The sequence below is a fragment of the Chromohalobacter nigrandesensis genome, from assembly GCF_023061285.1.
In the GTDB taxonomy this organism is placed as follows: Bacteria; Pseudomonadota; Gammaproteobacteria; order Pseudomonadales; family Halomonadaceae; genus Chromohalobacter; species Chromohalobacter nigrandesensis.
The window spans coordinates 359,237-374,988 of the sequence record NZ_JAKGAM010000001.1 but is presented as its reverse complement, the minus strand read 5'-3'; the positions used below and the strand labels follow the sequence as shown (position 1 = coordinate 374,988).

Below are 15,752 nucleotides of genomic sequence, written 5' to 3'. Positions count from 1 at the left end.
CTGGCTAATTTCTAACGCTTGTTTGAATTTAGCCTAGCGTACTCGTGTCGTGACGACCAGTCATCCATGGTGGAAGCCGTCATTCAGGCGAGAAGTCGTCATTCGAGATTGACGGGAGGCCCCGTGCCACAAGGGGAACACGGGGCAGTGCGCTCAGGTCGTCGGCGTCGAGCGCTGTGGCGCGTTGTCGAGTCGGCCTGGACGCAGTCGGCGATGCAGTCGGTCGAGGTAGAGATAGACCACTGGTGTAGTGTAGAGCGTCAAGACCTGGCTCAGGATCAGTCCGCCGATGATGGTGATGCCCAGCGGTGCGCGCAATGCGGCGTTTTCATCGGTACCCAGCAGCAATGGAACCGCGCCGAGAATGGCGGCGAGCGTGGTCATCATGATGGGACGAAAGCGTACCACGGCCGCTTCGCGTATGGCCTCGAGCGCGCTCAAGCCGCGTTCGCGCTCGGCACTGACGGCGAAGTCGACCAGCATGATGGCATTCTTCTTGACCACGCCGATCAGCAGAATGATGCCGATCAGGGCGATGAGCGTGAACGGTGTGTCGAGCAGCATCAAGGCGAGCAGCGCGCCGACCCCCGCCGAGGGCAGGGTGGAAAGAATCGTCAGCGGATGAATGTAGCTCTCGTAGAGAATCCCGAGTACCAGATAGACCGTCACCAGCGCGGCCAGGATCAGCCATGGCATGGCTTGCATGCCGCTCTGGAAGGCCCCCGCGCTGCCTTCGAAATCCACCTGTACGGCGGTGGGCAGGCGCAGGTCGTCCACCGTCTGGCGGATGCGCTGGGTGGCATCGCCCAGTGTGACGCCGTCTTCAAGATTGAACGATACCGTGGCGGAGGCGAACTGACCCTGGTGGTTGACGCTCACCGGGGTGGTGCTTTCTTCAAGATGACTGAACGCCGAGACGGGAATCGCATCGCCTTCGTCGTTGATGACGTGGAGTCGTGAAATCGCCTCCGGTTCGCTGCGGTGTTCGTCGTCTACCTCGAGGATCACGTAGCGCTGGTTGTCGGCGTCAAACAGACTGGTGATGCTGCGTTGCGCGAAGGCGTTACCGAGCAGCGTGTCCACGTCCTGCATGTCGACGCCGAGGCGTTTGGCGGTATCGCGATCGACCTTCAGCTCTACGGCCTGGCCCTCGCTTCGGCTGTCGCTGTCGACGCCGGTCAGTCCGTCGACGTCCTGCATGGCGTCACTGACGCGCTGCGACCAGGTATCGAGCAGCGCGAGGTCGTCGCTCTTGAGGGTGATCTCGTATTGCGTGCCGGTATTCTGTCGGCCGCCGATGCGGATGTCCTGCAACGCCATCATCGAAGTATTGACGCCGGGAATATCACCCATCGAAGCCCCCAGGCGGTTGCCGGTGGCTTGCGTGCCCTGTGAATACTCGCCGTCCTCCAGGGTGACGAACAAGGTCGCTGAAGCGCCTCCGCCACGGCCGCCCATGAAGCCCAGCACGCTATGTACTTCGGGTGCGTCGGACAGACGCTCGCGAATGGTGCGCAACTTGGCCGACATGGCATCGAACGACAGGCTCTGGTCGCCGCGCACGAAACCGATCAAGCGTCCGGTGTCCTGCTCGGGAATGAAGCCCTTGTCGACGGCGACGTAAAGATAACCGTTGAGCACGATCACGCCGACCAACGAGAGTAGCGTTAGCCGCCGATGGCGCAGGGCGACATCCAGGCTGCGCGTATATAGACGCTGACAGCCCTGGCCGAAGGCGAGCAAGGCCGACTCCCCGCGCGAGGGCCGTCGCTCGTGTCCCGGACGTAACCAGCGTGCGCAGAGCATGGGCGTCAGGGTCAACGACACCACCAGCGAGACCAGCACCGCCAGCGACAGGGTCATCGCGAATTCGAAGAACATGCGCCCGATGAAGCCGCCCATGAACAATAATGGCAGGAAGACGGCGACCAGCGACACACTCATCGAGGTCACCGTGAAGCCCACTTCGCGCGCGCCTTGCAGGGCGGCTTGCCGGGGTGGCATGCCCTGCTCGATATGCCGGGCGATGTTCTCGACCACCACGATGGCATCGTCGACAAGAAAGCCGATCGACACGATCAGCGCCATCAGCGACAGCGTGTCGAGCGAGAAGCCCATGACATGCATCATCGCGAAGGTGCCGATCAGCGATACAGGAATCGCCAGGCTGGGAATCAGCGTGGCACGGGCGTTACGCAGGAACAGGAACACCACCAGCACCACCAGTGCGATGGCCAGCACCAGGGTGAGCTGTGTCTCATGCAAGGAGGCCTGTATGCCGGGGGCTCGGTCGAGCTGCACGCTGAGCGAGGCACTTTCGGGTAGCTGGCTTTCGATGGACGCCATGCGCTCACGGATGCCGGCGATGGTGTCGATGACATTGGCGCCGCTGCTGGCGCTGATGATCAGCAAGACAGCGGGTTGCTGGTTCTGAAAGCCCACGTTGTAGCGATCTTCCACGCCGTCCTTGACATCGGCGACATCGCTCAAGCGCATTACTGCGCCGTCCTCGCCGCGTGCCACGATGAGGTCCTCGAACGCCTCGGCCTGCATCAGTTGCGAGTCGGTGTCGACTTCCCAGCGTGTGGCGGGGGACGCCACGAAGCCGGTGGGCGTGCTGGTGGTGGCACTGCGTATCGCACTGGCCACGGCCGTCAGCGATACGCCCGCATGCTCGAGTCGACTCGGATCGAGTGACACGCGCACCGCCGGGGAGGAACTACCGCCGACATTGACGTCGCCGACCCCTGGGACCTGCAGGACGGGGGGCGCGATGCGTTCGTCGGCGAGTTGGTAAAGCTCGCTGTTGGGTAGCGTGTCGGAGGTCACCGAGAGAATCATGATCGGCGCCGCCGCTGGATTCATCTTGCGATAGCTGGGGCGGCTGGTCATGGCGCTGGGCAGTAGTGGCTGGGCATCGTTGATCGCCGCCTGCACTTCACGTGCGGCGACATCGATGTCCTTGTCGAGAGCGAACTGGACGGTGATGCGTGTCGAACCGTCCGAGCTGCTCGAGGTCATCTGCGAGATGCCCGATATGCCACCCAATGAGCGCTCCAACGGCGTGGCCACGGTGGAGGCCATGGTCTCCGGGTTGGCGCCGGAGAGGTTGGCGTTGACCACGATAGTGGGAAACGACACGTTGGGTAGCGGTGCCACGGGCAGGCGCTGGTAGGCCAGTACTCCGAGCAGCACGATCCCCAGTGCCAGCAGCGCGGTGGCCACCGGGCGACGCACGAAGGGACTCGAAACGCTCACCTGTCGACCTCGGTATCCATTGCGGTGTCATGCGCATTGCCACGCCGGCGCCAGCGTTCGGCCAGCCGGTCGAAGAACAGATAGATCACCGGCGTGGTGAATAGCGTCAGCAATTGGCTCAGCAACAGGCCACCGACCATGGTCATGCCCAGCGGGCGTCGCAACTCGGCCCCGTATCCGCTGGCGAGCATCAGCGGCAGCGCCCCGAGCAGGGCGGCGCAGGTGGTCATCATGATTGGCCGAAAGCGCAGCAGCGCGGCACTGTGGATTGCGCGATACGCCGACATGCCTTGTTCGCGCTGCGCCTCGAGGGCGAAGTCGATCATCATGATGGCGTTCTTCTTGACGATGCCGATCAGCAGGATGATGCTGATGATGGCCACCATGCCCAGGGCGTTGTTGCTGAGCATGAGGGCCAGCAAGGCGCCGATGGCCGCCGATGGCAGGGTCGAGAGAATGGTCAACGGATGGATGTAGCTCTCGTAGAGCACGCCCAGCACGATGTACATGGTGACGATGGCGGCGGCGATCAGCCACAGCGTGTCGCGCGTCGAGGTGGTGAACGCCAGGGCGGTGCCACGGAAATCGAGCTGCGTGTCGGCGCTGAGCACGTCATCGCGGGCCGCCTCCACGGCATTGAAGGCGTCCGACAGCGAATAGCCGGATGCAGCATCGAACGACATCAGCGCCGAAGGGAACTGGTTGAGGCGTTGACGCGACAACGCGGTAGGCGCTTCTTCCATGCTCACCAGGCTCGACAGTGGCACCATGGCGTCGTCGCTGCCGCTGACATACAGTCGGGAGAGGGCCTCGGGGCCGGCATCGTCGCCATGCGTCGCACTCAGCACCACGCGATACTGATTGGACTGAGTGAAAATCGTCGAAATCAGGCGCTGGCCGAAGGCATCGTAGAGGGCGTCGTCGATGTCGGCGACCGAGACGCCGAGTCGGCTGGCGCGGTCGCGATCGATGCTGACCGCGAGCTTGCGTCCTGCATTCTGGAGATCGGTGGCGACATGGGCGATGGCCGGCTCATCTTCGAGACGTTCGGTTATCGACGCGACGTCGTGCGCTAATTGATCGCGATCGCCTTGGGTCAGGGCGAACTGGTACGGATAGCGGCTGACGGTGTCTTCCAGCGTCAGGTCCTGCACCGGCGTCAGGGCCAGGTCGATGCCGGGCACATCGGCGGCGGCATCGAGCAGCCGTGAGACGATGGTATCCAGGTCGGCGTCGCGCGCGTCCAGATCGGCCAGGTCGATCTGTAGCCGGCCGCTATTGAGCGTGGTGTTGGTGCCGTCGATACCGATGCTCGAGGCGATGTTGGCCACGGCGGGGTCGTCCATCAAGCGCTCGGCAAGCGCCTGCTGACGCGCCGACATGGCGCGGTAGGACGTTGTCTGTGTGGCCGTGGTGATGCCGCGCAAGGTGCCGGTGTCCTGAACTGGGAACAACTGCTTGGGCGTCATCCAGAACAGCACGGCGGTCAGCACAAAGGTGCCCAGTGCCACCCATAGTATTGCCGTCTGGTGCCTGAGGACCGTGTCCAGGGCGCGTTCGTAGCCGCGCGTGAGGCGCCCGAAGAGGCCTTGGCGGCTGCGTACCATGGCTTCGTCGTCGAGGGCCTGAGCGTCGCTCTCGGCCTCATCGGTACGGCGTCGCAGCCAGCGCGCGCAGAGCATCGGCGTCAGCGTCAGGGAGACGAACGCCGAGATGACGATGGAAATTGCCAGCGTCATGGCGAATTCACGGAACAGCACGCCGACCACCCCGCCCATGAACAGCAACGGGATCAGCACCGCCAGCAGTGAGACCGTCAGCGAGAGGATGGTGAAGGCGATCTGGCGCGAGCCCTTGAGCGCTGCTTGCAAGGGCGTCTCGCCGCGTTCCAGATAGCGCGTAATGTTCTCCAGCACCACGATGGCGTCGTCGATGACGAAGCCGGTGGCGATGGTCAGTGCCATCAAGGTGAGGTTGTTGAGGCTGAAGCCGGCCAGGTACATGGCACCGAAGGTGCCGACCAGCGACAACGGCACGGCCAGACTGGGGATCAACGTCGCCGGCAGGTTACGCAGAAACAGAAAGGTGACCATGATCACCAGCGCGATGGCGAGGACCAGTTCGAATTGCACATCCTCGACGGCGGCACGGATCGTGGTGGTGCGATCGCTCAAGATGTCCACGTCGACGCTGCCCGGCAGACTCTCCGACAACGCCGGCAAGCGCCGTTCGATGTCGTCGACCACGCCGACCACATTGGCGCCGGGCTGGCGCAGCACGTCGACCAGAATCGTTCCCTCGCCATTGGCCCAGGCGCCGAGTTGCGCGTTTTCCGCGCCGTCGTCGATGCTCGCCACATCGCTCAAGCGCAGCGGTGCGTCGTTCTCGTACTTGAGGATGAGGTCACGATACCCTGCCGCAGAGGTCAACTGGTCGTTGGCGTCGATGCTATAGGCGCGGTAGGGCCCATAAATGGTGCCCTTGGCCTGATTGACGTTGGCACTTTCCACGGCGCTGCGCACGCTGGAAAGGTCGAGCCCATGCGCGGCGAGCTGGCGCGAATCGACATCGATACGCACCGCGGGGCGATTGCCGCCGGAAAGCCGCACCTCGCCGACGCCGCTGATCTGGGCGAGCTTCTGCGCCAGGCGGGTATCGACCAGGTCGTGGATCTCGGTCAACGGCAGATTATCGGAGGTCACGGCCAGCGTCAGTACCGGCGTATCGGCGGGATTGACCTTGCTGTAGCTCGGCGGGCGCGGCAGGTCGTCGGGCAGCAGGGTTTCCGCCTGGTTGAGAGCGGCCTGCACCTCCTGCTCGGCGACGCCCAGGTCGCCATCGAGACCGAAGCGCAACGTGATCAGCGATGCGCCCCCGGTACTGGTCGAACTCATGTCCTCGAGGCCGGCGATTTCCCCCAGTTCGTCTTCCAGCGGGGCGGTGACGTGGGACAGCATGACATCCGGCCCCGCGCCGGGATACAGCGTGGTGACCTGAATGGTGGGAAAGTCGACCTCGGGCAGGGACGAAATGCTGAGTAGCCGATAGGTGAGCGCGCCCGCGATCAGGATGGCCAGCATCACTAAGGAGGTGGCGACCGGCCGCAGAATGAATAGCCGCGATGGATTCATGAAGCGTCTCGCGGCGTCTGTGTGTCGGCATCCTCGTCAGCCGTCGCAGAGGCGCTGGCGTCTCCCGGCAGGGCATCGCTGACGACGCGTACCTCGGCACCGTCGCGCAGGCTATCGACACCGTCCACGACCACGCGCTCGCCTGCCGAGACGCCGCTGGCCAGGGCGCTGCGATGATCTTCGCTGGCGCTGACGTCGACAGCGTGGCGGGTCACCGTGTCGTCGTCGCCGACGACATACACGAACAGGCCGTCCTGACCGGTCTGAACCGCAGGCGCGGGGACGATGACGCGGTCATGCAGCGTGTCGACCGTCAGGCGCACGTCGACGAAGGCGCGAGGGTAGAGGCGGTCCGCGGCATTGTCGAAGCGCGCGCGGAGTCGCACGGTGCCGGTGGCGGTGTCGATCTGGCTGTCGATACTGGTGAGTTGGCCTTCGAGGCGTTCGTCGCCCACCGTGGTTGCCGAAACGCTGGGCGAGTCTCCTGCCGCGAGTTGCTCGCGCAGCGCCGGCACGTATTGGCTGGGCAATGAGAAGACCACCGAGATCGGGTCGAGCTGGGTAAGCGTGGCGATGGGGGCGTCGTCGCCACTGCTGACCAGGTTGCCGGGATCGACGTTGCGGATGCCGATGATGCCGGCGTGGGGCGCGGTGATGTCGGTATAGTCGAGTTGCACCTGGGCGCTCTCGATATCGGCTCGATCGCTGGACACCGCGCCTTCGTATTGGCGGACTAGCTGGCGCTGCTGTTCGAGTTCCTGACGGGAGATCGATTGGCTCTGCGACAAGGTCTCGTAGCGTTCGAGATCCTCGCGGGCCGATTCCAGTTGAGCCTGATCCTGGACGAGCTGGCCCTGGGCGGCGGCGAGCTGGGCTTGATAGTCACGCGGGTCGATGGTGGCCAGGTGCTGTCCTTTCTCGACATGCTCGCCTTCCTCGAAATCCACCGTGAGCAGTTCGCCCTCGACACGCGGATAGACGTCAATGCTCGATAGCGAGCGCACAGTGCCCAGCGCCCCGACGGTGATCTCGAGATCGCCACGCTGGGCCTCTACGGCGGCCACGGCTGTGCTCCTGTCGCCACTGGCATTGGCCGGCGCATCGCTTGGCTGGTCGTCGCTTTGCCAGTTGGGGATCCACCACACGGCGAGGGCGATCAAGACGACGATGAGTAGTGCGATCCAGAGACGGCGAGAGTGGGGCATGACGGGTCATCGATCCTTGTCAGAGACATTCCGGTGCAGGGTCGCGTCGCTCCGTGAGCGGGCACGAGTACCGGATTATGAGGTGCATTGTAACGAAAGGTTCCTGTTAGCGACGAATCGATTAGGCGATCGTGTACAGTCTACGGGTGCGGTGGGCAAGAATTAAGGAAGGATCATGCAAAAACACCCGATGCGAGTGCACCGGGTGTTCGAGGCAGAGGTCATGTCGACGCAGGCGTCGTCATGCCTTGTGACGTGCCGGTGCGTCATTGGCAACGTAGTAATCGACCTCGGCAGGTGGTAGCGGATCGCGTCCGCGCACCTTGTCGGCCATCTTCTCGGCGATCATGATCGTCGGCGCGTTGAGGTTGCCGGTGGCGATCACGGGCATGATCGAGGCATCGATGACACGCAGTCCTTCGAGGCCGTGCACGCGTCCCGCGCCGTCGACGACGGCCATCTCATCATCGGCACTGCCCATCTTGCAGGTGCCGGCGGGATGGTAGGCCGTCTCGGCATGCTGGCGCACGAACTCGTCGAGTTCGTCGTCACTCTGGACCTCCGGCCCCGGCGAGATTTCGCGCCCACGATATTCGTCCATCGTCGGTTGCTCGATGATTTCGCGGGTGAGGCGAATGGCGTCGCGAAACTCCTGCCAATCCTTGTCGTGGGCCATGTAGTTGAACAGGATGCTGGGCGCAGCCTTGGGGTCGCGCGAGGTCAGACGAATACGGCCACGGCTCATGGAGCGCATCGAACCGACGTGGGCCTGAAAGCCATGGGCCTGCACCGCGCTCTTGCCGTTGTAGCTGATGGCGATCGGCAAGAAGTGGTACTGCAGGTTGGGCCATTCTTCCTGGTCGTTGGTGCGAATGAAGCCGGCCGCCTCGAACTGGTTGCTGGCGCCGACACCCTTGCCGAAGAACAGCCATTCGGCACCGATCTTGGGCTGGTTGTACCACTTGAGCGCCGGATACAGCGAAATGGGCTTCTTGCACTCGTATTGGATGTACATCTCCAGGTGATCCTGGAGGTTCTCGCCGACGCCGGGTAGTTCGTGTACCACGGGAACGTCGAATTCCTTGAGGTGCTCGGGATTACCCACGCCGGAGCGCAGCAGGAGCTGCGGCGAGGCGATGGCGCCGGCGCACAATAGGACTTCGCGGCGTGCATGGACCTGCTGCGTCTGACCCTTGCGTGCGTAGCGCACGCCGACGGCACGTTTGCCCTCGAACTCGATGACGTCGGTGGTGGCATGCGTTTCGATGGTCAGGTTGGAACGCTGCTTGGCGATATCCAGGTAGCCGCGCGCCGTGGACGCCCGCCGCCCGTTGGGCGTGGTGGTGCGGTCCATGGGGCCGAAGCCTTCCTGCTGATAGCCGTTGACGTCCTCGGTGGCCGGATACCCGGCCTCGATGCCCGCGCGGATGAAGGCACCGTAGAGTTCGTTGTTGTCTTGCTTGGGGGTGGCTACCGAGACCGGGCCATCGCCGCCATGATAATCGTTGGGCCCGATGTCGCGCGTCTCGGCACGCTTGAAGTAGGGCAGGCATTGCAGGTAGTTCCAATCTTCCAGGCCGGGAGTCTTGGCCCAGTTGTCGTAATCCAGGGCGTTGCCGCGTAGATAGCACATGCCGTTGATCAGCGAGGAGCCACCGAGCCCTTTGCCGCGACCGCACTCCATGCGGCGATTGTTCATATGGGGTTCGGGGTCGGTCTCGAACGCCCAGTTGTAGCGCTTGCCTTGCAGCGGAAAGGCCAGCGCTGCGGGCATCTGCGTGCGGAAGTCGAAGCGATAGTCGGGACCGCCGGCTTCGAGCAGCAGCACCTGTACGTCGGGGTCTTCGGTGAGTCGCGTGGCGAGGACGTTGCCGGCAGAGCCGGCGCCGATGATGACGTAATCGAATTCACGGGTCTGAGGCATGGGACCTCCCTGGGCAATGACAAAAAGAGCACGGTGGAAGATGAGCCTTTCCGACGACAAGTCTGCGCGAGGGCGCTGTAAACCCTTCCATGGGCGCTACATCCGCCATCCATGGCGGATGACCTCGCTTCGCCTTATCCCCGGCGCTCATCTCGCGAATAGCGCCAAGTAGCGATCAGAACGCCGACTCGAAGGGCCCCATTTCGATCTGCACTGACTTGATCTGCGTGTACTGATCGAGCGATGAGAGTCCGTTTTCGCGGCCGATACCCGATTCCTTGTAACCGCCCACCGGCATTTCCGCTGGGGAATCACCCCAGGTGTTGATCCAGCAGATGCCGGCCTGCAGACGATGGATGACGCGATGCGCGCGGTTCAGGCTTTCGCTGAACAGCCCGGCAGCGAGGCCGTAGCCGGTGTCGTTGGCGCGGCGAATGACGTCTTCCTCGTCGTCGAAGACCAGGATCGCCATCACCGGGCCGAAGATTTCCTCGCGTACGATGCGCATGTCGTCACCACAGTCGGTGAACACCGTCGGCGCAGCCCAGGCGCCCTGTGCCCATTCGCCCTGGTTCCAGCGCCCGCCGCCGACCAGCAGCCGCGCGCCTTCCTGGGCGCCAAGATCGATATAGCTCTGCACCTTTTCCTGGTGTTCGAAGCTGACCAGCGGGCCGAAGTTGACCGCCGGGTCGAGCGGGTCGCCGGCCTTGATGCGCTCCACACGCTCCTTGATCTTGGCTTCGAAGTCCTGCTGCACCGAGCGGTGGATGAAGACGCGCGTGCCGTTGGTGCAGACCTGACCGCTGGAATAGAAGTTGGCCATCATCGCGGCGTCGGCGGCACGCTCGAGATCAGCGTCCTCGAAGACGATCAATGGCGACTTGCCACCCAGTTCCATGGTGACTTCCTTGAGCGTCGAGCCCGCCGCGGCGGACATGACCTTCTTGCCGGTGCCGGCCTCGCCGGTGAAGGTGATCTTGTCGATGTCGGCGTGGTTGGTGAGCATCTGCCCGACGCGCCCATCGCCCTGGACGACATTGAATACGCCATCCGGGAGGCCGGCCTCGGTCAAGATTTCCGCCAGTTTCAGGGTGGTCAGCGGGGTGACCTCGCTGGGCTTGAAGACCACGGCGTTGCCTGCCGCCAGCGCCGGGGCGGACTTCCAGCAGGCGATCTGGATGGGGTAGTTCCAGGCGCCGATGGCACCGATGACGCCCAGCGGTTCGCGGCGCGTGTAGAAGAACGAGTCTTCGCGCAGCGGTACCTGGGTGCCTTCGATGGAGGGTGCCAGGTTGGCGTAGTACTCCAGCGAGTCGGTGCCGGTGACGATATCCACGGCCTGCGTTTCGCTGATCGGCTTGCCGGTATCCAGGGTTTCCAGGTGGGCCAGTTCGTCGTTGCGTTCGCGCAGCAGCGCGACGGCGCGATGCAGGATGCGGCTGCGTTCCATGCCGTTCATCGCCGCCCACACGCGCTGTCCTTCACGGGCCGAGGCGACGGCACGGTCGACATCGTCCTGTGACGCTTGCTGAATGCTGGCGAGCACACTGCCATCGACTGGATTGATCGTGTCGAACGTCTCGCCGGATGTGGCGTCGACGAAGCGACCGCCGATGTAGAGCTTTTGAGTCTCGAAAGTGGCCATGAGGTCCTCCCGCGTCGTGAATGTGTCGTGAATGAAAGTTGTCGAGATCTGGCGTCAGGCGTTTATCGGCGCGTGAGACTTGGCGTATGCGAGTTGCTCTTCCACATAGTCATAAGCCAGTTGTCGCGCTCGGTCGACATCAATGCCTTGTGGTGCCAGCGCGCCGCGCAGCCAGAGTCCGTCGATCATCGCGGCCAGGCCGCGTGCTGCCTGCTGTGCGTCGGATCGGGGCAGGCAGCGTCGAAAGTGGTGACAGATATTCGAATACAGCCGCCGGTCATTGACGCGTTGCAAGCGCTGGAGGTCGGAGCGGTGCATGCTGACCGACCAGAAGGCCAGCCAGGTCTTCATGACGGTCTTGTTGACCTGACTGCGGTCGAAGTTGCCGTCGATGATGGCATGCAGGTGCTCGCGTGGTGACTCGACATCGTCCCGGGCACGGCGTAGCGCGACGGCGTTGCCGAGGTCCCAGAGAATCTGACGCATGGTCGATTCGAGCAACCCGTCCTTGCCGCCGAAATAGTGACTGATGATGCCCGCCGAGACCCCGGCGCGATTGGCGATCCGCGCGATGGTAGCGTCCGCGAGACCGACGTCGTCGATGGCTTCCAGCGTCGCTTGAATCAACTGGCGGCGGCGAATGGGCTGCATACCGAGTTTGGGCACCGGGCGTTCTCCTCTGCCGAAGATCAGGGTAGCTTGCGTGCGCACCTCATGTGTCACTCGATGTGCTACCCGATGTCGAGCCATTATGGAATGTTTTTATTGAACGTTCAATCAATAAAAAACCTGCTATCTTTTCTTATGATAAATGAAATCCATAGTGGAAAAGAATCACCGAATTCATTTAGCATAAAAAAACGTTATTGAATCGTCATTCAATTCCAACATCAACGCAAGGGAGAATCCCATGTCCAACAAGACCCCACTGATCGCGCTGCTGGGCAGTGCCACGTTGCTTTCGCCGCTGGCCATGGCCGATACGCCAGAGGAGTGCCAGCCCGTGCGCTTCGCCGAAGTCGGCTGGACGGATATCACCGCCACCACCGCATTGACGCGTGAGGTGCTCGAAGGGCTGGGGTATGAAACCACCTCCGATACCGTTTCCGTGCCTGTGGCCTACGCGGGTATGAAGAATGGCGACTTCGATGTATTCCTGGGCAACTGGATGCCGTCGATGGCGTCGATCAGCGACGAGTACATCGACAAGGGCCAGGTTGATCGGCTGGGCGCGAACCTCGAGGGGGCAAAGTACACCCTGGCGGTACCGCAGTACGTCTATGACGCCGGTGTCACCTCGGTGGAAGACCTGGACGAGCACGCCGACAAGTTCGGCAGCAACCTGTACGGCATCGAGGCCGGCAACGATGGCAATCTGATCATACAGCAGATGATCGACGATGATGCTTTCGGTCTTGGCGATTGGAGCCTGGTGGATTCTTCCGAGTCGGGCATGCTCGCCGAACTCAATGCGAGGACTCAGGACGAAGAATGGATGGTGTTCCTCGGCTGGGAGCCGCATCCCATGAACACCAACTACGACATCGCCTATTTGAAAGGCGCCGATGACTACTTCGGTCCCAACTTGGGCGGTGCCACCGTGTATACCAACACCCGCGCCGATTACGCTGAGACATGCGGTAACGTGGGCGAGTTGCTCAATAACTTGAGCTTTACCCTGCCCATGGAAAACAAGATCATGGGCGCGATCATGGATGATGGCGAAGATCCGCGCGATGCGGCGCGTACTTGGCTGCAGAACAATCCGTCCGTGCTTGACGAGTGGCTCAAGGGCGTGTCGACCGCTGACGGCAAGCCTGGTTTGGAAGCCGTGAAGAAAGAGTTGGGCATCAATAGCTAAACGCACGTTTCGCGTCCGTCATGGGCTTGCCAAGCGGCAGGCCCATGTGCATAATTCGCCTCCGTCGCTAAGCGTTCCTGCTATGCGATATGTGGCTACGTAGCTCAGTTGGTTAGAGCACATCACTCATAATGATGGGGTCCCCTGTTCGAGTCAGGGCGTAGCCACCACCTCTCTTCCCGCAAGTCCCGCTAGATTGCCTGTTTGTTTAGCAGAACCTTTTTGCCTGATGCGTATCGTTGGCGACTTCCTGCTGTGTTTTGCATGCCGCAGAACGTGATGCGCTGCCATGTCCGTGTGGCATGCCGTGTCCTTGTCGGCGGAGCTCATCGCCACCGTGAGTTTGCTGGGAGCGGCCACTTTGCGAATCACTGCAATCTTTGTCCGGGACGCCAGGTCGCTGTTTCAAGAGGGGAATGAGCGTGGGCTGAAGCGCCGCTCTGGGCAACGAATTCATTTCCAGCCTTGACGCCTTCGATCGAATCCGTATACTACGCCGCGTGCTCCGGCATAGTTCCCCGATAGCTCAGTTGGTAGAGCAAATGACTGTTAATCATTGGGTCGCAGGTTCGAGTCCTGCTCGGGGAGCCAACACCGGATCGCACTCGGCGATCCCCGATAGCTCAGTTGGTAGAGCAAATGACTGTTAATCATTGGGTCGCAGGTTCGAGTCCTGCTCGGGGAGCCAATTTCCCGCCGAGTCACATCGCTGATATTCCCCGATAGCTCAGTTGGTAGAGCAAATGACTGTTAATCATTGGGTCACAGGTTCGAGTCCTGTTCGGGGAGCCAGGCGACGTTGCATATCTCATTAACGCGCATTATTGACCGTCTCGGTCGCCCCTTCCTCGCGCGGTATCATTTCTTCCTGTAGTGATTTCAATAAGCGTCGTGTTTCCGGATGGTGGAAAAAATCCTCCAGCTGTTTCGCGCGCGTTTCCCCAATACCCGAATAACCTTGCCAAGCGGATGGTGCCCATCGTGTGAGTTCATGCATGTCGTGTCGCGCCAGTATGGTCTCAAGGGCGTCTTGCGGGATGGCGGGGAGTCCTAGCGCGCGTAGCCAGCGGCGCGGAGAGCGTTTATCGGCCGCTGCGAAGCGTGCTTGCCAGTCACTAGCGGTCTTGATGCCGACGCCGGGTAGCGCCTCGAGGGTTCGGGAATCTAGCGTGCGCCAGTCGAGAAGCCCCTCTATGAGCCCGGCATCGACGAGTTGCCCCCATGTGGCCGGGCCGATGCCTTCAAAGTCCAGGCCGTTGTCACCTCCCAGCCATTCGAGCCGAGCAAGGAATTGTTCGCGACATCCCGGCGTCAGGCGTAGACATGACAGGCGATCGTAGCGGTCGGCGTCGGGGGCCGCGACCGGTGGACGTGGTCGCGTGCGTATGATTACGTCCTTGAGTTGCGGAATGGTCAGACCGGCAAGGCGCAGCCTGACTTGATCGCCGGGGCGCACGTCCGTCTTGTGCCAATGTGCCAGCGAACCCAGGCTTACGTGGCTGATGCGCTTGTCGCCAAGCATGACGGGCGTCAAAGTGGCAACGACGGTGATGCGCCCGGTGCGGCCCACCGTGAAGTCGAGGGCATCGACGTGTGCGATTGCCTGCTGGGCGGGATACTTCCAGGCCATGGCCCAGTCGGGAGGCGCGGCCTCCCACTCGTGTCCGTCGGGACGGTCGCCACGCTTGACGACGATGCCGTCGGTGGCGAAGGGCAGGGCGTGGCGATACCAGTATTCGCGCCAATGGGTAACATCTTTCGGCGTGGTGACGGCATGCGTGGTATCGGCGACATTGTCGAATCCCCAGTCGGCAAGCGTGGCAAGTCGCGCGGGCATGGTGGCGGGCCCGTCAGGCCAGCCCCAGACGAACAGGCCTATCGCCTCGCCCTGGCGATCCGTCAGTGAATTGCGAGCCATCAGTCCGGCGACCCGGGCGCGTGCGCCATCGGTGCCGTCTTGCGACTGCTGGTGATCTTCGAGCCGCGCGTAGAGCTCTCCTTGCAAAATGACGCTTGAGGGCGCCGTGTCGGGAAGCTTCAAAGGGATCGCCGGGATATGCGATGCCTTGGCAAGCCAGTCTTGCCCGCTGACGCCGTCCCCTCGACTGATCGCCGCGACTAGCCGCGATTGCCGATACACCAGGGTCACGGCGACACCGTCGACCTTTGGCTGTATCCACAGCGGATGGCTTGCCTGCTGGGTGATCCAGCGTGCCACTGCGTTGCGGTCGGGCAGCTTGTTGACGCCTGTCTGCGGGATCGGATGGCGTTGTGAGCCGTCGGGTTCATGCAGGACGACGCGTGAGGCAGCCAAGGAAGGAAAGCAGCGAGTCCAGCGGGCGAGTTGGCGCTTGGCGGAGTCGTAGGTGCCGTCGTCGACCAGGCGTCGTCCCTGATGATAGTAGGCCTGGTCCCAGCGCACGAGTTGGGCATTCAATGCCCGGTAATCTTCCTGCAGTGTCTGAGGTGACTGTTGCGGGCACGTCGAGGCCGATACCGGAGTGCCCATGGCGAGTGTATAGGCAATCAGGCCCCACCGGAGACGGCGTCCCGAGAGGAAGGACTTGCAGAGTGGCAGGAATGAGGTGATGCGGAAAAAACGACAGAGGGCTGGCATAAAGGATTCAATGTCCCATGTATTAAGTTAATCTAATATAATATAGGGACGAAGAAAAAGGCCAACGCCGCTGGCGTCAAGAGTTGCCGCCGGCGTAGGCCGGCGGCGTGA

The 15,752-nt window shown here is 62.4% G+C and carries 8 protein-coding genes and 4 tRNA genes; 5 read left to right on the top strand and 7 right to left on the bottom strand.

What is annotated here, in order from left to right; translation table 11 throughout:
- Nucleotides 1-153: 153 nt before the first annotated feature.
- The 6 genes from L1073_RS01770 to betI all read right to left on the bottom strand — a co-directional run bounded on the left by L1073_RS01770 (nt 154) and on the right by betI (nt 11,829).
- A complete protein-coding gene (locus L1073_RS01770) occupies nt 154-3,258 on the bottom strand; it encodes an efflux RND transporter permease subunit (RefSeq protein ID WP_246896526.1) in 3,105 nt (1,034 codons plus the stop codon).
- On the bottom strand, nt 3,255-6,389 hold the full coding sequence (locus L1073_RS01765; protein WP_246896525.1) for an efflux RND transporter permease subunit: 3,135 nt from the start codon (nt 6,387-6,389) through the stop codon (nt 3,255-3,257). Before L1073_RS01765 ends, L1073_RS01770 begins: the two co-directional genes overlap by 4 nt.
- Entirely contained in the window at nt 6,386-7,594 is a 1,209-nt protein-coding gene (locus L1073_RS01760; RefSeq protein ID WP_246896523.1) for an efflux RND transporter periplasmic adaptor subunit, read from the bottom strand. Before L1073_RS01760 ends, L1073_RS01765 begins: the two co-directional genes overlap by 4 nt.
- A 241-nt stretch (nt 7,595-7,835) precedes the next feature.
- Nucleotides 7,836-9,518, bottom strand: a complete 1,683-nt coding sequence (gene betA, locus L1073_RS01755; protein ID WP_246896522.1) for a choline dehydrogenase — start codon at nt 9,516-9,518, stop codon at nt 7,836-7,838.
- A 175-nt stretch (nt 9,519-9,693) separates the two neighbouring features.
- The gene (gene betB, locus L1073_RS01750) at nt 9,694-11,163 is read right to left on the bottom strand and encodes a betaine-aldehyde dehydrogenase (RefSeq protein ID WP_246896521.1); all 1,470 of its coding nucleotides are present in this window, start codon (nt 11,161-11,163) and stop codon (nt 9,694-9,696) included.
- A gap of 54 nt (nt 11,164-11,217) precedes the next feature.
- A complete protein-coding gene (betI, locus tag L1073_RS01745; RefSeq protein ID WP_246896520.1) occupies nt 11,218-11,829 on the bottom strand; it encodes a transcriptional regulator BetI in 612 nt (203 codons plus the stop codon).
- A gap of 244 nt (nt 11,830-12,073) precedes the next feature.
- On the opposite strand from betI, the gene L1073_RS01740 reads away from it, so the two are divergent.
- From L1073_RS01740 to L1073_RS01720, 5 genes are all read left to right on the top strand, one after another.
- Nucleotides 12,074-13,024: a choline ABC transporter substrate-binding protein gene (locus tag L1073_RS01740; RefSeq protein ID WP_246896519.1), complete on the top strand. Its 951-nt coding sequence runs from the start codon at nt 12,074-12,076 to the stop codon at nt 13,022-13,024.
- 93 nt (nt 13,025-13,117) lie between these two features.
- A tRNA-Met gene (locus L1073_RS01735) sits at nt 13,118-13,194 on the top strand.
- Between the two features lie 345 nt (nt 13,195-13,539).
- Nucleotides 13,540-13,615 (top strand) — tRNA-Asn (locus L1073_RS01730).
- Between the two features lie 21 nt (nt 13,616-13,636).
- Nucleotides 13,637-13,712 (top strand) — tRNA-Asn (locus L1073_RS01725).
- A gap of 28 nt (nt 13,713-13,740) precedes the next feature.
- A tRNA-Asn gene (locus L1073_RS01720) sits at nt 13,741-13,816 on the top strand.
- Nucleotides 13,817-13,835: 19 nt separating this feature from the next.
- Here L1073_RS01720 and ligB read toward each other — a convergent pair.
- Nucleotides 13,836-15,641 carry an NAD-dependent DNA ligase LigB gene (gene ligB, locus L1073_RS01715; protein ID WP_246896518.1) on the bottom strand — a complete coding sequence of 602 codons (1,806 nt, stop codon included), beginning with the start codon at nt 15,639-15,641 and terminating at the stop codon, nt 13,836-13,838.
- Nucleotides 15,642-15,752 lie beyond the last annotated feature (111 nt).